The sequence below is a fragment of the Microbacterium sp. AK031 genome, from assembly GCF_024807145.1.
GTDB lineage: Bacteria > Actinomycetota > Actinomycetes > Actinomycetales > Microbacteriaceae > Microbacterium.
Genome location: NZ_JANUCA010000002.1, coordinates 264367 through 285961, shown reverse-complemented (window position 1 = coordinate 285961; position 21595 = coordinate 264367). Strand labels below are relative to the sequence as shown.

Sequence of the window (21595 nt, the reverse complement as noted above, 5' to 3'; positions counted from 1 at the left end):
TTTCTCAGCGTAGCATCCCCGTCAAGCAGGCCGCGTCTTGGCGGTCTCTACCGGCTCTTCGGCGACGGGCCAGTGCTCTCGCGCACCGTGATCTCGGGTATCAGCAGAGTCGATTCGGGGACGGATGCTCCCTCGAGCAGTGCGCGCATGGCTGCCCATGCGTCACGCCCGAGCTGCGCCGAAGGCACGGTCGCCGTAGTGAGCGGCGGCGTCGTGTACGCGGCGAACGGGATGTCGTCGAAGCCGGTGACCGAGATGTCGTCTGGCACGCGGATGCCACGAGCCGCGAGGGCGGAGAGCAGGCCCATGGCTACGAGGTCGTTGAACGCGAGAGCGGCGGTCGCACCGGCGGCGATGACCTCATCAGCCACGCGTGCGCCGCTGTCGAAGCCGACGCCGGCCGAGATCTCGGTGATCTGCAAGTCCGGATGGGTGGCGCAGGCGGCGTCGAGCGTCGCCCGACGGGCGGCGCCGGACGCACTGCCCGGCACGCCGGAGAGATAAGCCAGATGTCGATGTCCGAGTCCGTGCACGTGCTCGACGAGTTCGGCCATCGCGGAGCCGTAGTCGGCCGAGACCGTTGGTGCGGCATCCTGTGCCGGACGGTTCACGACGACGGCGGGTGCCACGCTCGCCAGGAGCGTCGCGAGCTGCTCGGCCGGCATGCGGGGTGCGCACAGCACGACCCCGTCTGTACGACGGCGAGTGGCCGAGACGAGATCGATCTCTTCGCCGACCTGCTCCGCGCTGTCTGCGATGAGTACGTGGTAGCCGTCCTCGGCGGCGGCGCGGCTGAGGCCGTGCAGGATCGCCTGGAAAGTCGGGTTGGCCAGATCGGGGATCACGACGGCGATGGTCTGGGTCCGTCCGAGGACGAGGCTGCGAGCGAGGGGATTGGCGGAGTAACCGAGCTCGGCGGCCACCGCGCGCACGCGTTCGGCCAGGTCGGGATCTACCGTCGGGTTGCCGTTCATGACCCGCGACACGGTCGACAGGGAGACCCCCGCCGTCTGCGCGACATCCGTGATCCGCACGCGAGATGTCGGATTCGTCATCGGCACCGCCCTTCGAGAACGGGGTCCATACTATCGAGAAAGCGTTTTACGAGGGAGTGCGCATGAGGCCGGATCGACAAGACCGTGGTGTGAAACAGGAGCGGATCGCTGCGGTGCGTCGCGCGAGCGGTGGTGGCGCCCTGGTGCTGGGCTCGCACGAGGCGGTCAGCTGGTACCTCGACGGTATCCGCACGCATGTGTCGCTGGCAGGGCCGCCGACGCTCGCCGTTCGCGTGGACGACGGCGGAGACACACTCTTCGTCGCGGCGAACGAGGCCGATCGGCTCATCGCCGAGGAACTCCTGCCCGACGATGCGGAGCGAATCGTGCGGGTGCCGTGGCAGAAGTCGCCGTTGCTGGCGGCGACCGAAGCCGGTTCGGCGGTATCCGAGGGGGATGCCGCGCTCGCGCTGCGGGCGGCACGGGCCTCGCTGCTGCCGACCGAGACCGAACGCTACCGGGAACTGGGGCGCGAGACCGCGCGGGTGCTGACGGATGTCGCGGCCGAACTGGGACCGCAGGCATCGGAGCAGGAGGCGGCAGCACTCCTCGCGTCAGGGCTCATCGGTCGGGGGATCGATCCGCTGGTCGTACTCGTCGCCGGTGCCGAACGGGTCGAGCACCGGCATCCGCTGCCGACGGCGTCTCCGTTGGGTGAACGCGCGATGCTCGTCGTATGCGGTCGGCGGCACGGCCTGATCGCGAACGCGACGCGCTGGGTCGGCGCCGCGGGTGCAGCGGACGGTCGGATACTCGAGGTCGAAGCGGCCTACCTAGCTGCGACGCGCTCCGGCGCCGGGCTGGATGACGTCTTCGCGGCAGGGTGTGAGGCGTACGCGTGCAGCGACTTCGCAGCGGACGAGTGGAGGAATCATCATCAGGGAGGTCCGACCGGGTACGCCGGACGGGACCCTCGCGCGACCGGATCCAACGGCGACCGCGTGCATGAGAATCAGGCATTCGCGTGGAACCCATCGGCGCCTGGCGCAAAGGTCGAGGACACCATGCTCCTCACCGCAGGTGGGTTCGAGGTCCTTACGAGCGATGAGCGCTGGCCGACCGTGGAACATGCCGGTCTGGGGCGGCCTGTGGCATGGGAATGGGCGGATTGAACGACCGATACGGCCGCTGATCGCGGTGGACAGGAACCGGTTTCTCGGGTAGCTGCCGGTGAATCACCGTGGCTGCGCTCAACGCACCGACGGCTCCTCGTCCTCACCGTGCGACGGCACGTCCGGGTCATCGTGCGCCGAGAACTCGTCTGTCGACACCAGGGTGTCGATGTCGAGCGTCGCCGGTCCGGCATCCGTTCGGTTCTCTGCGCTGAGCAGCTCCGCGGAGATGCGGGTCGGTGTCGTCGGCGCGACAGGCAGGCCGAGACGGCGCTGGAGATGGCGCAGCCAGCGCGGCTGCGCACCGAGCAGACCCTGAGCATCGCGCGCCTCGACCTCGAGGCCGTAGTAGTCGCCGATCTTGTCGATGAGTTGCGCGCGTTCTGCCCGCGCATATGCGCGCCGCTCCCGCGTGAACGCCACCACCGTCGACCAGCAGATGAGCAGCATGACGATGCTGAACGGCAGGGCGATGGTGATGGCGGCCGTCTGCAGGGCCGTCAGGCCCCCTGCCAGCAGCAGCGCGATGGCGAGTGCCGCCGTGACCAGCACGAAGAAGGTGCGGATCCAGCGCTTAGGGTTCTGCTGCCCGCCGGTCGCGATCATCCCCATCACCAGCGCTCCCGAATCCGCGGAGGTGACGAAGAAGATCGTGATGAGGAGCATGACGCCGATCGTGATGATCTGCGTTCCCGGAACGTGCTCCAGCATCAGGAACAGCGCGCCCTGCAGGTCGACGGTGCCGTCCTCATTCGTGAGGATGCCGGGTGTCTGGAGTTCAAGGGCGAGCGCCGATCCGCCGAGCACCGAGAACCACAGGATGCCGAGCAGCGTCGGCACGAGGATGACGCCGGCGACGAACTCGCGCACCGTGCGGCCCTTCGAGACCCGTGCGATGAAGATTCCGACGAACGGGGCCCATGAGATCCACCAGCCCCAGTAGAACGAGGTCCACTGCGACTGCCATTCCTCGCCCGCTGTGCCCTGGAACGCGCTGACGTTGAAGGCGAGACTGACGAAGTTCTGGATGTAGTTGCCGATCGACTGCACGAAGTCCCGGAGGAGGAATTCGCTCGGGCCCATGACGAGGAGGTACAGCACGAGGGCGCCGGCGAGGATGAGGTTCACTGTCGAGAGCAGTTTCATGCCCCTGGTGAGACCCGACAGGACGGACAGCAGCACGAAGACGGAGATGATGAGGATCACGACGACCTGGGTGCCCTCATCCGGGCTTGCGATGCCGGCGGCACCCAGGCCCGAACTGATCTGAATGACGCCGAGGCCGAGCGACGTCGCGACGCCGAAGAGCGTTCCGACGAGGGCGATGATGTCGATCGCGTGGCCCCAGCCGCCTTCCACTCGTTTCCCGAGCAGCGGCTCCAACGTCCAGCGGATGGAGATCGGGCGGTTGCGGCGGTGGATGGCGTACGCCAATGCCAGGCCGATCACGACGTAGATCGACCAGGCGTGCACGCCCCAGTGGAGGTAGGTCTGGCCGAGCGCAGCCTGTGCGAGCTGCTCGGGCGTCCCGGTCACACCGGGACGTGGGTCGACGAAATGAGTCAGGGGCTCGCTCACCCCGTAGAAGACCAGGCCGATCCCCATGCCGGCAGCGAAGAGGAGCGAGAACCAGCTCAGCAGTGAGAACTCCGGCTCGTCGTCGTCTTTGCCGAGTTTGATGTCGCCGAATCTGCTGAACCCGAGATACAGGCTGAAGGCCACGAACACCGCGGCGATCAGCACGTAGTACCAGTTGAAGGCGTTGACGATCGTGGTCTGAATGCTCTTGAAGAGCGACTCCGCGACATCCGGCGCGATGAGGGTGAACGCGACGAAGAGGATGATGATCACAGAGGCGGGCCAGAACACCCACCTCTGCACCGGCGGGAGCGAGCGGTGCGGCACGGCGGTGGCGGCATCCGCCGTGCCGGTGACGACCGGTTCGGAATCGCTCTGACTCTGTGCGTTCTCCGATTCACTCATGAGCCCACGCTAGTCAAATGCCGGGAGAAACGGGAGATTCAGTCTGCGCGCACTGTCCGGATCGGAGTCGTGGCGGCCGCGACCTCGTCGCTGAATTCCACCGGGTCGGCGCGCATGACGGAGATCGGTCGGGTCTCATCCAGCGTGAGCCGGAATCGGGTGTTCTCCCGCCGGTGCAGACGCCCGGAGGCCAACATCCAGGTCACGCCCACCGCCATCGCGACGAGCCCGGCGATCCCGCCGACCAGGATCGAGGCGCGAGGACCGGCGGCATCCGTGATCCACCCGGCGATCGGCGCACCGATCGGCGTCGAACCCATCACCACGGCCATGTACAGAGCGAGAACGCGGCCGCGCAACGCGGGGTCGGTCGTGGTCTGCACGTAGCCGTTCGCGGTCGTGAGCATCGTCACAGTCGAGAAGCCGACGAAGATCAGGACGACGGCGTAACTCCAGTAGCTCGGCATCCAGGAGGAGATCATCGACGCGATGCCGAAGCCGCCGGCGGCGACGACCAGCACCCGGATGCGCGCCCTGTCACGCCGCGCCGCCAGGAGGGCTCCGATGAGGGAGCCGATCGCGAGCACCGAACTGAGCACGCCGTAGCCGTCGGCCTCACGCCCGAATTCCAGAGCCATGGTCGAGGCGTAGATCGGGAAGTTCATGCCGAACGCGCCGATCAGGAACACCATGATGAAGGTCACCTTGAGATCGCTCCTGCCCCAGACATAGTGGAAACCCTCGGCGAGCCGGGTCCTTCCGATGTTCTTGATGCGGGGGAGCAGCTCGCGGGAGCGGATCAGCACGAGCGCGATGAGCATGGCGAGGAAGGTCGCCGCGTTGATCACGAACACCCATCCGGTGCCGACCGCGACGATGAGCAAGCCTCCGACGGCGGGCCCGATGAGTCGTGCCATGTTGAACGACGCGGAGTTCAACGCCACCGCGTTCGATGCGTCGCCCACTGACACCATGTCGGAGACGAATGCCTGACGTGCGGGCGCATCGAAGGCGTTCGTGATTCCGAATGCCAGCGCGAAGCAGAACATCAGCGGCAGGGTCATGACACCGGTCAGCAACAGAGCCGCGACGCCCAGCGCGAGCGCCATCAGCACGGTCTGCGTGAGCAGCAGGATCTTGCGACGGTCGAACCGGTCGGCCACCCAGCCTGTGAGGCTGACGAGGATGAGGGGCGGGCCGAACTGCAGCGCCATCGTGAAGCCCATCGCGGTGGCGTCGTTGTCGGTCAACTCGGTGAGCACGACCCAGTCCTGGGCGGTCGCCTGCATCCAGCCGCCGACGTTCGAGACGAGAGCCCCGAGGAACCAGATCCGATAGTTGAACGAGCTGAAGGAACGGAACATGGCCGTCATCGTTCGGCCACCTTCCGCATGAGGGCCGCGGCTTCACGGAGGGTGCGGAGCTCCTCATCGGTGAAGTCGAACTCGGCGAGTGCGTCGGCGAGTGCGGCGTCGCGCTTGTGCACGGTCGCGGTGACGACGGCGATGCCGGCATCCGTGATCTCGATGTAGACCCGCCGCCGGTCGCCTTCGCTCGGCACCCGTACGACGTGACCGCTCTCGGCGAGTCCATCCACGATGTTCGACATCGTCGGTGCGCTCACCCGCTCGCGCTGCGCGAGTTCACCCACCGGCAGCCGGCCGTTGCCGCGAAGGCAGGCGAGCACGGCGAACTGTGCATCGCTGATGCTGTCGACGGCGCGTTCGCGGCGCAGGCGCCTGGCGAGGCGGAAAGTGGCGAGGCGAAGGTCGGTGGCGGTGGCGTGGAGAAGATCGTCAGGTTCGGTCATTACTTAGGTAGTCTAACTAAATTTCCTGAGAATGGGGGCAGAATGGATGCCGTGACCATCGCACTCGAACTCGCCGTCCAAGATCCCGCAGGCGTGCGGGTCGCGCGTGAGGTCGGTGCGGCCAGGGTCGAACTGGCCCAGGCGCTCGCCCTCGGCGGCCTCACTCCGTCGCCGGCGACGCTCGAGCTCGCGCGGGAGGCGGCGGGGGAGGACGGACCCGAGATCCACGTGCTGATCCGCCCGCGTGCAGGCGGCTTCCGGTACGACTGCGACGAGATCGCGGTCTCGGTGCGTGACGTCGAGCGGGCGATCGCCGGCGGCGCGGATGGTGTCGTGATCGGCGCGCTCGATTCGTCGGGCTCTCTCGATCTCGACGCGATGGCGCGGCTGCGCGATGCCGCGGGTGACGCCTGTGTGACGCTGCACCGCGCGATCGACGTCACCGCCGACCCGGTGTCGACGCTGGAGCGCGCGATCGAGCTCGGACTGCGCCGTGTGCTGACTTCCGGCGGCGCATCGACCGCGATGGCGGGCGCGGACACCCTGCGTGCCCTGGTGACGGCAGCGGGCGGACGCATCGAGATCATGGCGGGTAGCGGCGTGGTGGCGTCCGCGGCCGCGGAGCTGGCAGCCACCGGTGTCGATGCGCTGCACTTCTCCGCGAAGCGTGCGGTGGCCGCCGACGGGACCGGCGTGCGGATGGGCTCCGCATCAGACGGTGTAGGCGGCTACGAGGTCACCGACCGCGTCGCGGCGTTGGCCGTGCGGCAGGCGCTCGGCATCTGAGAGCGCGACCGGCCTCTTCCCAGTCGGCGATCGTGACGTCGATCCGACACCCGCTGACGCCGATGGGGCCCGATCCGTAGACTCGACGCATGCCCCAGACTTCGGAGTTCATCGACGAGCACGGCGTCGCGATCGTCTACGACGTCCATCAGGTGACGGGGGTGCCGCGCGGCGTTGTGCAGTTGCTGCACGGCGTCGGCGAGCACGCGGGGCGCTACGGAGCCCTTGTCGACGCGCTGACCGCCGACGGGTTCATCGTGTACGCCGACGATCATCGCGGACACGGACGCACCGGCATCCGCCAGCACGAAGGGCAACCGGGGAAACTCGGAAAGCTCGGCAAAGGCGGACTGCGCGCGGCGAAAGAGGCGATCTGGCAGCTCACCGGCATCGTTCGCGCTGAGCATCCCGACCTTCCGCTCGTTCTGCTCGGACACTCCTGGGGATCGTTCCTGGCGCAGATGCTCGTCAACGACCACCCCGAGGCGTGGGATGCCGTCATCCTCTCGGGCTCGGCACTGCGCACCCCTCGTAATATGAACCCCGCGCCGTTGAACGCGCGCTGGGAGGCGGCGGACGCGACCGGGTACGAATGGCTCAGTCGCGATCCGGCCGTGGGGAAGGCATTCGACGACGATCCGCTCACGACGAACGTGCCCCTGCTGAAGCTGTTCGGCCCCGTCGAGGCGCTCAAGCTCTACGGGCGCCCGGCGAAGAATCTCGGCCGCGATATCCCCATGCTGCTGCTGGTCGGTCGCGACGATCCGGTCGGCGGCCCGCACAGCGTGCACAAGCTCGCCGACGAGTACCGCAGTCGCTCCGGCCTCACCGACGTCACGACGCTGGTGTATCCGGATGCGCGGCACGAGCTCTTCAATGAACTGCAACAGGATGAGGTCCGCGCCGACCTCCTCGCCTGGCTCGACAAGCACATTCCCGTGCGGGAATGAGCCGGCACAGCACATGGTTGGCGATCCCTGAGCCCGTCGAAGGGCGGGCGGCTTAAGCTGTAGACGTGCATGGTGAGTACAAAGTCCCCGGTGGAAAGCTCGTCGTCGTCGATCTCGAGGTCGAGGACGGCCGACTGACCGATTTCCGTCTTGCGGGAGACTTCTTCCTCGAACCCGACAGTGCGCTGGAAGACATCAACGCCGCAGTCAATGGACTGCCCGCCGAGGTGGATGCCACCGCCATTGCCGCAGCGGTTCGCGAAGCACTGCCCGTGGGGGCACAGCTGCTCGGCTTCAACCCGGAATCCGTCGGCACTGCCGTGCGTCGCGCGCTCGTCACGGCTCCGGGCTGGCGCGATTTCGACTGGGAGATCGTGCATGAGAAGGCGGTCTCGCCACGCATGAACCTTGCTCTCGACGAGGTGCTCACCTCTCGCGTCGGCGAGGGGCGTCGTCGCCCCACCCTGCGGATCTGGGAATGGGACGAATCCGCCGTCGTGATCGGGTCGTTCCAGTCGTACCGCAACGAGGTCGACCCAGACGGCGCGGCCAGACACGGATTCGACGTCGTCCGACGCATCTCCGGCGGCGGGGCGATGCTCATGGCCGCGGGGCAGATCATCACCTACTCGCTGTACGTCCCGGCATCCCTCGTGCAGGGCCTGACATTCGCCGATTCGTACGCGTTTCTCGACGACTGGGTGCTCCAGGCACTGAAGTCTGTGGGGATCGATGCGACCTACCAGCCGCTCAACGACATCGCGAGCCCCACCGGCAAGATCGGCGGGGCGGCGCAGAAGCGCCTCGCGAACGGCGGCGTGCTGCACCACGCGACCATCTCGTACGACATCGACGGTCAGGTGATGACCGAAGTACTGCGCATCGGGCGTGAGAAGCTCAGCGACAAGGGCACGACCTCCGCCGCGAAGCGCGTCGATCCGCTCCGCACGCAGACCGGCCTCAGCCGCGCCGAGATCATCGAGAGCTTCAAGGCGACCTTCCGCTCCCTGACAGACGCGGAGGACGGCGCGATCACCGCCGACGAGTACGCCGATGCGGAGGCGCTCGTGGAATCCAAGTTCGCGACCGACGCGTGGCTGCACCGTGTGCCGTGAGTCCTGACCGCGGGTCTGTCTCGATCGTTCTGGGCGACAACCTCGTCGTCGCCCAGACGCTGCCGTCGGCATCCTTCACGCTCGTCTACCTCGACCCGCCGTTCAACACGGGCCGCGCGCAGAACCGCCAGGTGGTGACCGCCCGTCGCGCGTTCACAACTCCTCAAGAACCGACCGAATTGGTCGAGTCGGTCGCCGAAACCGGTGAATCGGGTGAGGCTCTGCGGAGTTATGAACCGGAATCCGCACCGAAGGAGATCCGCCACGGCTTCCACGGGCACCAGTACGAGCGTGTCCGCGGCATGCTGCGCACGTACGACGACAGCTTCGACGACTACGGCGACTTCCTGATGCCCAGGCTCGAGGAGGCGTGGCGCCTGCTCGCCGACGACGGCACGCTCTACCTTCATCTCGACTACCGCGAGGCGCACTACGCCAAGGTGATGCTCGATGCCGTCTTCGGCCGTGACTGCTTCCTCAACGAGCTCATCTGGGCGTACGACTACGGTGCCAAATCCCGAAGGCGCTGGCCGACCAAGCACGACACGATCCTCGTCTACGTCAAGACGCCGGGACGGCACGTCTTCAACTCCGACGACATCGATCGTGAGCCGTACATGGCGCCGGGGCTGGTCACCGCCGAGAAGGCGGCGCGGGGCAAGCTGCCCACCGACGTCTGGTGGCACACGATCGTGCCGACCACAGGCCGGGAGAAGACCGGTTACCCGACCCAGAAGCCCGAGGGTGTCATCCGCCGCATCGTGCAGGCATCCAGCCGGCCAGGGGATCGGGTGCTCGACCTCTTCGCAGGCAGCGGCACGACGGGGGCGGTCGCATCCGCTCTCGGCCGCGACGCGGTGCTCGTCGACGACAACCCCGAGGCCGTGCGCGTCATGACGCAGCGGATGCCGCACGCCGAAGTCACGACCGCCTGAGCGCCCGTCCATTCTGAAGCTCCAGCACGTCGTCGACGGCGGTGAACTCCGCGATGTCGTGCGTGACGGCGATGACTGCGGACCCGGTCGCGGTGAGCTGATCGATCGTCGCCGCGATGATCGCCCTGGAACGCGCATCGAGCCCGGCCATCGGCTCGTCGAGCAGCACCAGATCGGCGCGCTGCACGAGCGCCTGCGCCAGGAGCGCGCGTTGTCGCTGCCCGCCCGAGAGCGTGCCGATCGGCCGCCGGGAGAGCTCTGAGAGTCCGACGGTGGCCATTGCGCCTCGCACGAGCTCTCGATCCGCCCTGCGTGCCGGGCGCCAGGCGCCGAGCCGCCCCCACGTGCCCATCGTGACGATATCGGTGACGCTCAGCGGCAGGTGCGCGGCCAGGGGCGTGGACTGCGGCACCAGTGCGGTGCGGATGCCGGCGCGCAGATCCACGGTCCCGCGATGCGGGGTCAGGAGCCCGGCCGCCACCGCGAGCAGCGTCGACTTGCCCGATCCGTTTGCTCCTGTGACGGCGAGCAGCCGACCGGCATGCGCTTCCGCGTCGACGCCGCGCAGTGCGGGGTGGCCGTCGAGATCGACGGCGATGTCGCTCAGCGAGAGCACGCGGGTGGTCGGGAGAAGCAGAGACGGGGAAGACACGCCTCCCATTATTGCAAATGAAAATCGTTCTCAATAACTGCTACAGTCGCTCTCTGTGTCCTCCTTGCTCGATCCCTTCACCGTCGTCTTCGTCCAGCGTGCGCTGCTGACCGGTGCCCTCGTCGCGGTCATCTGCGGCGTCGTCGGCACCTGGGTCGTGCTGCGCGGAATGGCGTTCCTCGGCGAGGCCATGGCGCACGGAATGCTCCCCGGGATCGCTGTCGCGACGCTGCTCGGAATCCCTCCGGTTCTCGGCGCGGCAGTGAGCGCGGCCGGCATGTCCTTCGGCATCGGCGTGCTCCAGCGTCGCGGGCGCCTCTCCGCCGACACGAGCATCGGACTGCTCTTCGTTGCCAGCCTCGCGCTCGGCGTGATCGTGATCTCCGCGTCACGCAGTTTCGCGACGGATGCCACGGCGATCCTGTTCGGCGACATCCTCGCAGCGGCGCCCGAAGACGTGCTCCTCCTCGCGGTCGTCGCCGTCGTCACGATCGTCGTCGCCGTCCTAGGACACCGCTCATTCGTCGCGGTCACCGTCGATCAGAGGCAGGCGCAGCTGCTGGGGCTGCGGCCGCAGGTCGCGCACGTCCTGCTCGTCGGTCTCATCACGCTCGCGGTCGTCGCGGCGTATCAAGCCGTCGGCTCGCTCCTCGTCGTCGGCATGCTGCTGGGACCGGCCGTCGCCGCAGGTCGCTGGGCCCGGCGCATCCCGTCGACCATGATCCTCGCGGCGCTCATCGGCACCGCGTCAGTCGCCATCGGCCTGCTCATCTCCTGGCACGCGGGAACCGCCGCCGGCGCCACGATCGCCTTCGTCGCGATCGGCTCGGCGGCGATTTCCGCTGCAGTTCACGCCCTCCTCTCCGCACTCAGCTCGGGGCGCCGGCGCGCCCTCGTCGAAAGGACTTCATGAGAACCCGTCTTGCCGCCGCCTCCGGCATCCTGCTGCTCGCTCTGGCCGGATGCGCCGCGACCCCCGCGACATCCACCACTCCGGCCGATGAATCCGTCGGTGACGGGCACGGCGAGATCGCCGGCGCGCACGAGCTCTCCGAGCCCGCCCTGCATCTGACCACCGTGGACGGGGAGGGTGGTGTGCATCACCTCGATCTTCTCGACGAGGAGTCCGAAGTGCTGACGGAGATCGACCCGATAGACGACCTGGTGAGCGACGGCCGGTACCTGTTCGGCAGTCGGGACGGATCCGTGACGGTCATCGACAGCGGCGTGTGGACCTGGAGTCACATCGACCACTTCCACTACTACGAGGCACCATCTCGAGTGATCGGCGACATCGAGGGGAGCGGCCTCGCGACAGTGGTCGCCGGAGAGACCGGCACCGGCATCCTGTTCGACGACGAAGCAGTGCTGATCGACACGCCTGCACTGGCCGACGGCGAGGTCGTCGAGAACTTCCGCGTCCCGGTCGAAACGCACGCGGGTCTGGTCGTCCCACTGGCCACGGGTGCGGTCATCACCCAGCCGGATGCCGACGGCACCGCGCAGACGCTGCGCATCGTGGACGCCGACGGCACCGCGAGTGAGTCCGTTCCGTGCGCGAACGCAGCGGGAACGATCACCACAATCGTCGGGGTCGTCATCGGCTGTGCGGACGAGGCGGCGCTCTCTGTCGGCGGCGACCCCTCGGAGTGGGAGCGCATCGCATACCCCGCGGATGCCGCGCCGGCGGCGACCGACTTCGCCGGCCGCGAGGGCCGCCCGAGCGTGGCGGCACTCGCCGGAAGCGGCGGAGTCTGGCTGCTCGACACCCGCGATCGGAGCTGGGTGTTCCAGGATGTCGGAGAGGAGATCGTGCGGGTCGCCGCAGTCGGTGACGACGCCGACCGGATGCTGGCGCTCACCGCGACCGGATCGGTGCTCGTGCTCGCCGGCGGCGAGATCGTCGCGCGGACCGAGCCGCTTGTCGCCGCATCCGTCGCGGACCCCGAGCTCGTCGCTGACGTGACTTTCGTCGTCGACAAGAACCGGGCGTACCTGAACGGTCCGGCCGAGAACGCGATGTGGGAGATCGACCCCGCTGACGGTGCCCGCATCGCCCGCACATTCCAGGCGACGGCCGCGCCGCTGCATCTCGCGGGGACCGGCCGATGAGCCGGCTCAGCCGCGCAGCGGCGGCCCTGCTCACCGCGACCGTCGCCGCCGGCGTGATCACGGGGTGCACGCCCGCCGCCGATGACCGCCCTAGCGTGTACGTCACGACGAACATCCTCGGCGACGTCGTCTCCGAGCTCGCCGGAGACCAGCTCGATGTCGTGACGCTGATGGCTCCGGGAGCCGATCCGCACTCCTTCGAGCTCTCCGCACAGCAGGCCGCAGGTCTGCGTGGCGCCGAGGTGATCGTGGCGAACGGACTCGGGCTCGAAGAGGGGCTCGCCCAGCATGTCGAAGCTGCCGCCGCCGACGGTGTGCCCGTCGTGGAAGCCGGCGATCACGTCGAGGTGCTCGAGTACGCGGAGGGCGCCGGTCCTGACCCGCACTTCTGGACCGATCCGTCGCAGATGATCATCGTCGTCGATGAGATCGCGCCGACGCTGGCCGAACTCGCCGGTGACGGAGGCGACGAAGTGCTGGACGCGGCTGCGGCCTACCGCGAGAAGCTGGTCGCGCTCGATGAGCAGATGACGAGCGCGCTGTCGAAGATCCCGGCGGAGCACAGAGCGCTCGTCACCAATCACCACGTCTTCGGTTATCTCGCCCAACGGTACGAGGTGACGCTGCTGGGCGCAGCGATCCCGGGTGGCACGACTCTCGCCGCCCCGAGCCCCGCTGATCTCCAGGAGCTTGTCGACGCGATCGACACCGCCGGGGTCCGCACGATCTTCGCCGAGTCGTCGCAACCCGATCGACTCGTGCAGGTGCTCGCCGAGGAGGCGGACCGCGAAGTCGACGTCGTCGAGCTCATCACCGAGTCTCTCGCGCAGCCCGGAGAACCCGGGGACACCTATCTCGACATGATGCGGGTCAACACCGAGCGCATCACAGCGGGCCTCAGCCCATGACCCCCGCCCGAGAGGGCGACGACCCCCGCCCGAGAGGGCGACACGAAAGGAAAACCATGACACAGCTCACAAGAACCGCACGATTCGCGGCCGGCGCCGGAGTCGCCGCGCTGCTGCTGGCGGGATGCAGCGCGGGGCCGGCTGCGGAGGCGCCGGAATCCTCCGCGACCAGCTCGGACGCCGCGGCAGACGGCACCCGCGTGGCGGTCGCCTACGCGGGTGGTGTCCTCATCGTCGACGGTGAGACGCTCGAGGTCGTCGACGACCTGCCGACCGAGGACTTCGTCAGGCTCAACGCCGCCGGTGACGGACGACACGCATTCGTGACGACGTCGGAGGGCTTCCAGCTGCTCGACGTGCACGAGCCCGAGCTCACCGATCTGGTCGTCGAGGCCGCCGCCGCCGGACACGTCGTGCGACACGGAGGCAAGACCGTACTCTACGACGATGCGACCAGCGACACCACCATCTTCGACACCGACTCGCTCGCCGATGTGGACGGCGCCCTGCCCGACGCGCAGGTCATCGAAGGCGTGGACGCGCACCATGGCGTCTCGGTGGTCCTGGAGGACGGGACCTTCGTCACCACTGTCGGCGATGCGACCGGGCGCTCGGGCATCCGGGCCGTGGACGCCGACGGTGCAGAGATCGCGACCAGCGCCGAGTGCCCTGGCGTGCACGGTGAGGGCACCGCGAAGGGCGAGGTCGTCGTCTTCGGATGCGAGAACGGCGCACTCGTCTTCGACGATGGCGAGATCACCAAGCTCACCTCGCCCGACCAGTACGGTCGCATCGGGAACGCGTACGTCTCCGAGAACAGCCCCCTCGTCGTGATGGACTACAAAGACGACCCCGACATGGAGGGCTACCTCCTGACCGACATCGCGCTCGTCGACACCGAGGCGAATACCCTCGAGAAGGTCGAGCTGCCCGATGGCATCAGCTACACCTTCCGCGGCGTGACCCGCGTCGACAGCGGCGACGCCGTGCTCATCGGATCCGACGGCAAGGTGCACGTCATCGACCCGGCGACCGGTGCCATCACGGCATCCCACGACGCGATCGACGCGTGGGAGGGTCCGAGCGAGTGGCAGCAGCCGCACCCGGCGATCGCCGCCTTCGGTGACGTCGTCTACGTGACGGATGCCGCGAACAGCACGATCGTCGCGTTGGATGCCGCCACGGGTGAGATCATCACCACTGCGGAGCTTCCGGAGACGCCCAACGAGATCGCCGTCGTCGGCTAACGCGCGCCTGCGTTGCGCTTCGAGACGTCGCTTTCGGGGCGCAACGCGTGCCTTCCGCGGCCCGCGGTTGGATGCCGGAAGGGTTTCCCGGGTTCGGCGCAATCCGAACCCGGCAAACTCTTCCGGCGACGCGCGTTAGCCGGGCGCTCAGACCAGCGCGAGGGTGCTGTCGTAGGCGTCCTCGGCGACGTCCGGACCCGTGCCGCCGAAGATGCGCGAGAGACCGGGCGCGGTCGACCAGGCGGGCCACCCAGGATCACCTTCCGCGACGAACCGGACGGCGGCCCCGTGCATCTCCTCCGCTAGCGACTGTGGTGGATGAGCGCCGGCAAGAGCGTCCACGCGCGCCCTGTCCAGTCCGTCGAACCAGAACGGCACGTCGAGGCAGTGGCACGCCCAGCCTTTCGTGGGTGAGACCCAGCTGAATCGGTAGGCCCAGGTCGAGGCATCCGCACGCAGCCGGGCCTCCGCGACGCGGGGGACGACGATGCGGAAGATATGGTCGCTGATGTAGCGCCCGACCATCGCGGCGGTGCCGAGCGCTCGCTGCGATTCGTTCGACTCGAGGTACGCGCGGCGCGTGTCGCGATTCCTGATGAAGGGACGCAGCAGCAGTGCCGGCGGGACCAGGCGCAGCGCAGCTTCCTCACGCTCGGCGACCATCGTGAACTCGTCGTCGGCAGCGCCCAGCAGCAGCGGCTTGTCCTTGCCGATTCCGGCGCGCAGCGCATCCACGGTCGATTGCGCGATGAGGTCTCCGTCGATCATGGGACCCCACGCCAGGCCGTTCGCCAGCCGATCGGTCAGTGCGGCGAGTCCGCGCTTCGCGCTCGCTGACTTGCTCTGGAGAGAGTGCAGAGCGGCTTCGTCGACGGATCGGAAGCCGTCGACATCGGCAGGGACGCCCGCGAGTGCGGCCAGTCGCGTCGAACGCTCGCGCGCCTCGTCGAGGGGCACATCGGCGAGAGCGCCCGAGATCGAGATCGCCCGGTGGAACAGCTGCTGCGCTGACGGGATACCCAGAAGCGTCAGCACGGCGCCGCCCCCGGCGGACTGCCCACCGATGGTCACCCGATTCGGGTCGCCGCCGAACGCCGCGATGTTGTGCTGCACCCATTCGAGGGCGGCGATCCAGTCGAGCACTCCGCGGTTGTGCGGTGCGCCCTCGATGAATCCGAACCCGTCGAAGCCCAGGCGGTACGAGATCGACACCGTCACGACCCCGTCGCGGTTGAAGCGGCTGCCGTCGTACCAAGGGCTGGCCGGTGACCCCTCGGTGTAGCCGCCGCCGTGTATCCAGACCAGCACCGGCAGCGATGCGTCCGGCGACGGCGTGAAGACGTTCACGTTCAGCGTGCCGTCACCGGGGATTGCGGGTTCGGGGATGAGAGTGTCGGAGCCCGTCGTGCGCAGCGCCGTGGCACCGTACTCGGTGGCCCCGCGCACATCGGTCCACGGCTTCGGCGGAACCGGTGCCGCGTAGCGGAGGGGGCCGACGGGCGGTTCTGCGAACGGGATGCCGAGGAAAGCCGCGGATGCTGCGGGCGTCCCGTGATCCCGCCAGAATCCGCGTACAGGTCCGGAAGTGGTGCGCACCACGGGCGATTCGGTCACGACTAGAGAGTATCGGCACCAGTGCCACGAAAAGTGTCGCACTTTGGAACACTTCGTGTGATACTTGCTCCCAACAATGCACGAGGAAACGTCGTGACAAAGCCTCTGGCGGGGCCGCTGACCCTGCTGCGAACACTCAACGCGAGTGCAATCCTGGAGGCACTGGCACGACGTGGCCCCCTGACTCGAGCAGAGTTGATGGGTGAGACCGGGTTGTCGCGGACAGCCGTCACTCAGGTCATTCGGATGCTCGAAGCTGGGGACGCCGTAGCATCCGCTGGGGTGGACCGGGCGACGCGCCGTCCGGCGGCGACCCGGGTCTCCCTTCATCCTGGACTCGGCTTCGCGGCAGCAGTGCACGTCGATCACACCGCGATGCACGTCAGCCTGGTCGATCCGACGGTGCCGTGCGCGCTCAGTGCGATGCTCCCCTTGGACACGTCGACGATCGAGCGGCCGGCATCGCCGCGCTGATCGCTCACGTCGATTGCCCCGTGCACATCGAGAACGACGTCAGTCTGGCAGACCTGCCCGATCCTCGGCACTGCGGGTGCCCCGCTACTGCATGACAGCATCGGCTGGCCGGGAATGGCGCTCGCGCTGGGCTTCGTGTGTCTCGTGCTGTTCGTCTGGTTGTTCGCCGGCGGAGTGCTGGAGCGGCGAGGTGAGCGCGTGGTCGGCGGAACGCAGATGCGGTGGACGGCGCAGCTGCGCGACACATTCGCCAACCGCGCGTTCGTGCCGTACGTGCTCGGGTCGCTGCTCGTGCAGACCGCGATCGCCGTGATCCTCGCCGCGATCCCGGCCATCTTCCTGTGGAGCAAGGTGGTGCAACGGGGTGAACGGATTCGTCGCGCGCGGATCCGTGGTGCTGCAGGCGATCGTCGCCGCGTGGGTGCTGAATGCGAGCGGCTTCGACGCCTCACTCGGCGATGCGCAGCCGGATGCTGTGGATGGCGGCATCCGGATCATGCTCGCCGTCGTACCGATGGCCTTCACCGCGCTGGCGTGGGTGTGCTTCTTCCTGCACCCGATCCGGGTGCGGGATCTCGTCGCAGCACCTTGACGGACTACTGCGCGGCGCGCCGCGCCTCCCAGCCCGTGCGCACCATCTCGTCGACGGAGTAGCGCATCTTCCATTCCAGGTCGCGGGCGGCGAGCTCGCCGGTCGCCACGATGCGGTCGGGGTCGCCGGCACGGCGCGGCCCGATCTCCGGGGTGAAGTCGATGCCGGTGACGCGGACGACGGCGTCCATGATCTGCTTGACGCTCAGGCCGTCGCCGGAGCCGAGGTTGTACGCAGGCTCGATGCTCTCGCCGGCCGCGAGGCGCTTCGCCGCAGCCACGTGTGCGGCTGCGATGTCGCCGACGTGCACGTAGTCGCGCACGTTCGTGCCGTCTTCCGTGGCGTAGTCGTCGCCGTTGATCCGGGGTGTCTTGCCGGCGAGCAGTGCCTCGAAGACGATCGGGAAGAGGTTGTGCGGGCTCACGTCGTAGACGGTCTCATCGGCGGAGCCGACGACGTTGAAGTAGCGCAGCGAGGTGTGACGCAGCGGATGCTCGGACTCAGCCGTCGCGATCGCCTGATCGCGCAGCATCCACTCGCCGATCAGTTTGGACTCGCCGTAGGGACTCGCGGGCCTCTTGGCGGTGTCCTCGACGACGAGCGCGACATCGGGGGTTCCGAAGACGGCGGCGGAGGAGGAGAAGACGATGTTGCTGACGCCGACTGTCTCCATCGCCTCGAGGATCACGCGCGTGCCCTCGACGTTCTGCGCGTAGGTGTGCAGCGGTCGCTGCACCGAGACGCCCGCGTACTTGAAGCCTGCGACATGGATCACGCCCTCGGCCTGGTGATCGCGAAGCGCCTTCTCGACCAGCTCCCGGTCGAGGATGCTGCCCTGCACGAGCGGCACGCCCTTCGGAACGAATGACGCGACTCCGCTGGACAGGTCATCCAGCACGACCGGGGCGAGCCCGGCATCCGCGAGTGCACGCACGACGTGCGCTCCGATGTAGCCGGCTCCGCCGGTGACGATCCAGGACATGGACTTCCTCTCCTCGAAGCTTCCATTCTTTCAGGCCCGACAGCGTCTGCTGAACGGGCGTCAAGCTGCGGAGACGAGGGCGCGGGCGGCCTGCTGATGCTCGGCGATGAGCGCGTCTATGTCGAGGCCGACGACCTGCCCGTCTCGCACGCGCCACTCGCCGCCCACCATGACGCGGTCGGCGCGCTCGGCACCGCACAGCACAAGAGCGGCGATCGGATCGTGGGAACCGGAGAACGCGAGGCCGTCCAACCGGAACATGGCGAGGTCGGCCTGCATCCCCGGTGCGATCCGGCCGATGTCGGTGCGGCCGAGGGCGGCAGCGGATCCGGCGGTCGCCCATTCCAGCACGCGGGCGCTCGTGACCTGCTCGGTGCCGTAACGCAGTCGCTGAAGGTACAGCGCCTGGCGCACTTCGCGGATCATATTGGAGGCGTCGTTGGACGCGGAGCCGTCCACGCCGAGTCCGACCGGCACACCGGCATCCTCCAACTCGACCGCGCGGGCGATGCCGCTGGCCAGGCGCATGTTGGAGGTGGGACAGTGCGCCACGGCAGTGCCCACCGTGCCGAGCGCCGCGATCTCGTCATCGTTGAAGTGCACTCCGTGTGCCAGCCACGTGCGGTTCGACAGCCATCCGACCGACTCGAGGTACTCGACGGTGCGCATGCCGAAGCGCTCCAGGCAGAACCGTTCCTCGTCGAGAGTCTCAGCGAGATGCGTGTGCAATCGCACATCGAGCCGTTCCGCGAGCGTCGCCGAATCCGCCATCAGCGACGTCGTCACCGAGAACGGTGAACAGGGAGCGAGACCGATCTGCACCTTCGCGCCGTCGCCGCGCTCGTGATAGCGACTCACCAGCCGCTCTGAATCCGCGAGGATCACGTCGGGATCCTGCACGCTGTGCCGCGGCGGCAAGCCGCCGTCGTCCTCTCCGAGCGACATCGAGCCGCGGGTCAGCATCGCGCGCATGCCCAGCCGGCGGGTGACGTCGACCTGGATGTCGATCGCGTCGTCCATGCCGGTCGGGAAGAGGTAGTGATGATCGGCGGCCGTCGTGCAGCCGGACTGCAGCAGTTCCGCCATCGCCACGGTCGTGGCCAGCTCCAACGCGCGAGGGGTGAGCCGCGCCCACACCGGGTAGAGGTTCACGAGCCAGCCGAACAGGGGAAGGTCCGCCACCGGCGCCCATGCCCTGGTGAGGGTCTGGTAGAAGTGATGGTGCGTGTTGATCAGGCCGGGCGTGATCACATGCGCGCTCGCGTCGAACACCTCGTCGACCACCGGGACGTCGTCGCGGCCGATGAGTTCGACGATCGTGCCGAGCTTCGTGTCCACGACCATGCCGCGCGCGGCGGCTTCGGGTTCGGCATCCGTTCCCAGATGGATCGCGAGCGGATCGCGGAGCCAGATTCTCGTCATGGGTGTCGCCTTTCCTCTGGCGACACAGGGCTGGGGCTCGGGCCGCCAGCTCAGGTTTCTCGGCGTCTGCTGTTCCGCCGACCGGCCTGTGGAAGGCCGGCGCTCGTACGCTAGCACGCGACGTGATTCGGTGCTAGCATCGCCGCTATCGCCTTGGTGGAAATCTATTTCCACGATTCGGAAGTCAAGCGCCATCCAATGACAGACGCACCTCAACGGAGAGATCAATGTCGAGAACGCCCAGAATCCGCCGACCCGAAGACGAGAGGCTCCGCCTCGGTCCGACCTTCGCCTACGGGCTGCAGCATGTGCTGACGATGTACGGCGGGATCATCGCCGTACCGCTCATCATCGGCAACGCCGCCGGTCTCTCGCCTGCGGAGATCGGCCTCCTCATCGCCTCATGCCTGTTCATCGGCGGCCTCGCCACCATCCTGCAGTCGTGGGGCCTGCCGTTCTTCGGATCGCAGCTGCCGCTGGTGCAGGGCGTCTCGTTCTCGGGCGTCGCGACCATGATGGCCATCCTCGCCGCGGGTGAGGGGCTGCCCGGTGTGTTCGGCGCCGTGATCGCCGCATCCGTCGCCGGCCTCATCGTCGCACCGTTCTTCGCGATGATCGTGCGGTTCTTCCCGCCGGTCGTGACCGGCACCGTGATCACCACGATCGGGCTCACTCTGATGCCGGTCGCGGCGGGCTGGGCCATGGGCGGCACATCTGAGGAGGACCCGAACTGGGGGAGCCTGCAGAACATCGGTCTGGCGATGGGAACGCTGGTCGTCGTGCTCGTACTGAGCAAGGTCGCGTCTCCGACGGTCTCCCGCCTGGCCATCCTCATCTCCATCGTGCTCGGCACCACGTTCGCCGGGATCTTCGGCTGGGCGGACTTCTCGAACGTCGCAGACGGCGGCATAGTCGCGCTGCCGCAGCCCTTCGCGTTCGGCCTGCCGACGTTCGGCATTGCCAGCATCATCTCGATGTTCATCGTGATCATCGTCACGATGACCGAGACCACTGCCGACATCATCGCGGTCGGGGAGATCGTCGGCACCAAGGTCGATTCCAAGCGGATCGCCAACGGCCTCCGCGCCGACATGATCTCGTCCGCCGTCGCCCCCGTGTTCAACTCGTTCACACAGTCCGCGTTCGCGCAGAACGTCGGCCTCGTCGCGATCACCGGAGTGAAGTCACGATTCGTCGTGAGCGCCGGCGGCGTCATCCTCGTCGTGCTCGGGTTGCTTCCGATCGTCGGCGGACTGGTCGCCGCCGTGCCGCCGCCCGTACTGGGCGGTGCGGGCGTCGTGCTGTTCGGGTCGGTTGCAGCCGCGGGCGTCCGCACGCTCGCGAAGGTGAACTACGAGGGCAACATGAACATGGTGATCGTCGCGGTCTCCCTCGGTTTCGGCGTGATCCCGGTGGTCATGCCCGGCTTCTACGACGCCCTGCCGAGCTGGGTGGGCATCATCCTGCACTCCGGCATCTCGTCGGCCGCGATCATGGCGGTGCTGTTGAACCTGCTCTTCAACCACCTCGGCGGGAAGTCCGCTGAGCGCTCCGCGTTCATCCCGGGAACAGGGCGGGTCATCCGCGAGGAGGACCTCGCCCGGCTCCTCGCGAACGAGACGCTCTTCGACGGCGACACGATCAAGGACGGCAAGATCCTGGATGCCGAAGGCGAAGAGGTTCCGGTCGTCACCGCCTCGCAGGAGGTAGTGATCACCGACGGCATCAAGACGGGCAAGATCCGCACCCGGCATGACATCAGACGTGCCCTTGCCGAGGCCGACGCCGAGTAGCTGCAGAACCTCGCCGAGGCGGATGCGATTCGCTGCCGCCTCGGCGAGGTCTG

At 67.9% G+C, this 21595-nt stretch carries 21 protein-coding genes; 12 read left to right on the top strand and 9 right to left on the bottom strand.

Going from position 1 to position 21595, the window contains the following annotated elements:
- Positions 1-47: 47 nt before the first annotated feature.
- A complete protein-coding gene (locus tag HDC95_RS06670) occupies positions 48-1055 on the bottom strand; it encodes a LacI family DNA-binding transcriptional regulator (protein WP_259062518.1) in 1008 nt (335 codons plus the stop codon).
- Between the two features lie 62 nt (positions 1056-1117).
- On the opposite strand from HDC95_RS06670, the gene HDC95_RS06665 reads away from it, so the two are divergent.
- Complete coding sequence (locus tag HDC95_RS06665) at positions 1118-2167, top strand: Xaa-Pro peptidase family protein (protein WP_259062517.1); 1050 nt, start codon at positions 1118-1120, stop codon at positions 2165-2167.
- Positions 2168-2245: 78 nt separating this feature from the next.
- Here HDC95_RS06665 and HDC95_RS06660 read toward each other — a convergent pair whose 3' ends face one another.
- The 3 genes from HDC95_RS06660 to HDC95_RS06650 are packed head-to-tail and all read right to left on the bottom strand — an operon-like array spanning position 2246 to position 5960.
- The gene (locus tag HDC95_RS06660) at positions 2246-4150 is read right to left on the bottom strand and encodes a BCCT family transporter (RefSeq protein WP_259062516.1); all 1905 of its coding nucleotides are present in this window, start codon (positions 4148-4150) and stop codon (positions 2246-2248) included.
- Between the two features lie 38 nt (positions 4151-4188).
- Positions 4189-5514 carry an MFS transporter gene (locus HDC95_RS06655; RefSeq protein WP_259062515.1) on the bottom strand — a complete coding sequence of 442 codons (1326 nt, stop codon included), beginning with the start codon at positions 5512-5514 and terminating at the stop codon, positions 4189-4191.
- Positions 5515-5519: 5 nt separating this feature from the next.
- Positions 5520-5960 carry a MarR family winged helix-turn-helix transcriptional regulator gene (locus HDC95_RS06650; RefSeq protein WP_259062514.1) on the bottom strand — a complete coding sequence of 147 codons (441 nt, stop codon included), beginning with the start codon at positions 5958-5960 and terminating at the stop codon, positions 5520-5522.
- A 42-nt stretch (positions 5961-6002) separates the two neighbouring features.
- Between HDC95_RS06650 and HDC95_RS06645 the strand changes: the two genes are divergently transcribed.
- The 4 genes from HDC95_RS06645 to HDC95_RS06630 all read left to right on the top strand — a co-directional run bounded on the left by HDC95_RS06645 (position 6003) and on the right by HDC95_RS06630 (position 9746).
- Positions 6003-6746, top strand: a complete 744-nt coding sequence (locus tag HDC95_RS06645; protein WP_259062513.1) for a copper homeostasis protein CutC — start codon at positions 6003-6005, stop codon at positions 6744-6746.
- Positions 6747-6835: 89 nt separating this feature from the next.
- A complete protein-coding gene (locus tag HDC95_RS06640) occupies positions 6836-7696 on the top strand; it encodes a lysophospholipase (protein WP_259062511.1) in 861 nt (286 codons plus the stop codon).
- A 65-nt stretch (positions 7697-7761) separates the two neighbouring features.
- Entirely contained in the window at positions 7762-8811 is a 1050-nt protein-coding gene (locus HDC95_RS06635) for a lipoyl protein ligase domain-containing protein (protein ID WP_259062510.1), read from the top strand.
- The gene (locus HDC95_RS06630; RefSeq protein ID WP_259062509.1) at positions 8790-9746 is read left to right on the top strand and encodes a site-specific DNA-methyltransferase; all 957 of its coding nucleotides are present in this window, start codon (positions 8790-8792) and stop codon (positions 9744-9746) included. Before HDC95_RS06635 ends, HDC95_RS06630 begins: the two co-directional genes overlap by 22 nt.
- Here the strand turns inward: HDC95_RS06630 and aztA are convergent.
- Positions 9733-10398: a zinc ABC transporter ATP-binding protein AztA gene (aztA, locus tag HDC95_RS06625; protein WP_259062508.1), complete on the bottom strand. Its 666-nt coding sequence runs from the start codon at positions 10396-10398 to the stop codon at positions 9733-9735. The two genes, HDC95_RS06630 and aztA, sit on opposite strands and share 14 nt — an antisense overlap.
- Before the next feature lie 55 nt (positions 10399-10453).
- On the opposite strand from aztA, the gene aztB reads away from it, so the two are divergent.
- From aztB to aztD, 4 genes are read left to right on the top strand one after another with little or no spacing between them, the layout of a single operon-like run.
- Entirely contained in the window at positions 10454-11311 is an 858-nt protein-coding gene (gene aztB / locus HDC95_RS06620) for a zinc ABC transporter permease AztB (RefSeq protein WP_259062507.1), read from the top strand.
- Positions 11308-12510 carry a hypothetical protein gene (locus HDC95_RS06615; RefSeq protein WP_259062506.1) on the top strand — a complete coding sequence of 401 codons (1203 nt, stop codon included), beginning with the start codon at positions 11308-11310 and terminating at the stop codon, positions 12508-12510. The genes aztB and HDC95_RS06615 overlap by 4 nt, the downstream gene beginning before the upstream one ends.
- Positions 12507-13418, top strand: coding sequence for a metal ABC transporter substrate-binding protein (locus HDC95_RS06610; RefSeq protein ID WP_259062505.1), 912 nt, complete (start codon positions 12507-12509; stop codon positions 13416-13418). Before HDC95_RS06615 ends, HDC95_RS06610 begins: the two co-directional genes overlap by 4 nt.
- Positions 13419-13474: 56 nt before the next feature.
- Entirely contained in the window at positions 13475-14665 is a 1191-nt protein-coding gene (gene aztD / locus HDC95_RS06605) for a zinc metallochaperone AztD (protein ID WP_259062504.1), read from the top strand.
- 147 nt (positions 14666-14812) lie between these two features.
- Here aztD and HDC95_RS06600 read toward each other — a convergent pair whose 3' ends face one another.
- Complete coding sequence (locus HDC95_RS06600) at positions 14813-16279, bottom strand: carboxylesterase/lipase family protein (protein WP_259062503.1); 1467 nt, start codon at positions 16277-16279, stop codon at positions 14813-14815.
- Positions 16280-16477: 198 nt separating this feature from the next.
- On the opposite strand from HDC95_RS06600, the gene HDC95_RS16890 reads away from it, so the two are divergent.
- Positions 16478-16753 carry a hypothetical protein gene (locus HDC95_RS16890; protein WP_396652680.1) on the top strand — a complete coding sequence of 92 codons (276 nt, stop codon included), beginning with the start codon at positions 16478-16480 and terminating at the stop codon, positions 16751-16753.
- Here the strand turns inward: HDC95_RS16890 and HDC95_RS06595 are convergent.
- Positions 16645-17088, bottom strand: coding sequence for a hypothetical protein (locus HDC95_RS06595; RefSeq protein WP_259062501.1), 444 nt, complete (start codon positions 17086-17088; stop codon positions 16645-16647). The two genes, HDC95_RS16890 and HDC95_RS06595, sit on opposite strands and share 109 nt — an antisense overlap.
- Before the next feature lie 29 nt (positions 17089-17117).
- On the opposite strand from HDC95_RS06595, the gene HDC95_RS06590 reads away from it, so the two are divergent.
- Positions 17118-17345 (top strand): hypothetical protein, encoded by a 228-nt coding sequence (locus HDC95_RS06590; protein WP_259062500.1) that lies wholly within the window; start codon positions 17118-17120, stop codon positions 17343-17345.
- 4 nt (positions 17346-17349) lie between these two features.
- Here HDC95_RS06590 and galE read toward each other — a convergent pair whose 3' ends face one another.
- Both galE and HDC95_RS06580 read right to left on the bottom strand, forming a co-directional pair.
- Complete coding sequence (gene galE / locus HDC95_RS06585; protein WP_259062499.1) at positions 17350-18327, bottom strand: UDP-glucose 4-epimerase GalE; 978 nt, start codon at positions 18325-18327, stop codon at positions 17350-17352.
- Between the two features lie 60 nt (positions 18328-18387).
- Complete coding sequence (locus HDC95_RS06580) at positions 18388-19749, bottom strand: 8-oxoguanine deaminase (protein ID WP_259062498.1); 1362 nt, start codon at positions 19747-19749, stop codon at positions 18388-18390.
- Between the two features lie 227 nt (positions 19750-19976).
- On the opposite strand from HDC95_RS06580, the gene HDC95_RS06575 reads away from it, so the two are divergent.
- The gene (locus HDC95_RS06575) at positions 19977-21542 is read left to right on the top strand and encodes a nucleobase:cation symporter-2 family protein (RefSeq protein WP_259062497.1); all 1566 of its coding nucleotides are present in this window, start codon (positions 19977-19979) and stop codon (positions 21540-21542) included.
- The last annotated feature ends 53 nt before the right edge of the window (positions 21543-21595 follow it).

What these genes read in the sequence shown, in the direction of transcription:
- HDC95_RS06670 (WP_259062518.1), bottom strand. Translation starts at nt 1,055, where the DNA reads ATGACGAATCCGACATCTCGCGTGCGGATCACGGATGTCGCGCAGACG.
- HDC95_RS06665 (WP_259062517.1), top strand. Translation starts at nt 1,118, where the DNA reads ATGAGGCCGGATCGACAAGACCGTGGTGTGAAACAGGAGCGGATCGCT.
- HDC95_RS06660 (WP_259062516.1), bottom strand. Translation starts at nt 4,150, where the DNA reads ATGAGTGAATCGGAGAACGCACAGAGTCAGAGCGATTCCGAACCGGTC.
- HDC95_RS06655 (WP_259062515.1), bottom strand. Translation starts at nt 5,514, where the DNA reads ATGTTCCGTTCCTTCAGCTCGTTCAACTATCGGATCTGGTTCCTCGGG.
- HDC95_RS06650 (WP_259062514.1), bottom strand. Translation starts at nt 5,960, where the DNA reads ATGACCGAACCTGACGATCTTCTCCACGCCACCGCCACCGACCTTCGC.
- HDC95_RS06645 (WP_259062513.1), top strand. Translation starts at nt 6,003, where the DNA reads ATGGATGCCGTGACCATCGCACTCGAACTCGCCGTCCAAGATCCCGCA.
- HDC95_RS06640 (WP_259062511.1), top strand. Translation starts at nt 6,836, where the DNA reads ATGCCCCAGACTTCGGAGTTCATCGACGAGCACGGCGTCGCGATCGTC.
- HDC95_RS06615 (WP_259062506.1), top strand. Translation starts at nt 11,308, where the DNA reads ATGAGAACCCGTCTTGCCGCCGCCTCCGGCATCCTGCTGCTCGCTCTG.
- HDC95_RS06610 (WP_259062505.1), top strand. Translation starts at nt 12,507, where the DNA reads ATGAGCCGGCTCAGCCGCGCAGCGGCGGCCCTGCTCACCGCGACCGTC.
- aztD (WP_259062504.1), top strand. Translation starts at nt 13,475, where the DNA reads ATGACACAGCTCACAAGAACCGCACGATTCGCGGCCGGCGCCGGAGTC.
- HDC95_RS16890 (WP_396652680.1), top strand. Translation starts at nt 16,478, where the DNA reads ATGGGTGAGACCGGGTTGTCGCGGACAGCCGTCACTCAGGTCATTCGG.
- HDC95_RS06595 (WP_259062501.1), bottom strand. Translation starts at nt 17,088, where the DNA reads ATGGCCGGGATCGCGGCGAGGATCACGGCGATCGCGGTCTGCACGAGC.
- galE (WP_259062499.1), bottom strand. Translation starts at nt 18,327, where the DNA reads ATGTCCTGGATCGTCACCGGCGGAGCCGGCTACATCGGAGCGCACGTC.
- HDC95_RS06580 (WP_259062498.1), bottom strand. Translation starts at nt 19,749, where the DNA reads ATGACGAGAATCTGGCTCCGCGATCCGCTCGCGATCCATCTGGGAACG.
- HDC95_RS06575 (WP_259062497.1), top strand. Translation starts at nt 19,977, where the DNA reads ATGTCGAGAACGCCCAGAATCCGCCGACCCGAAGACGAGAGGCTCCGC.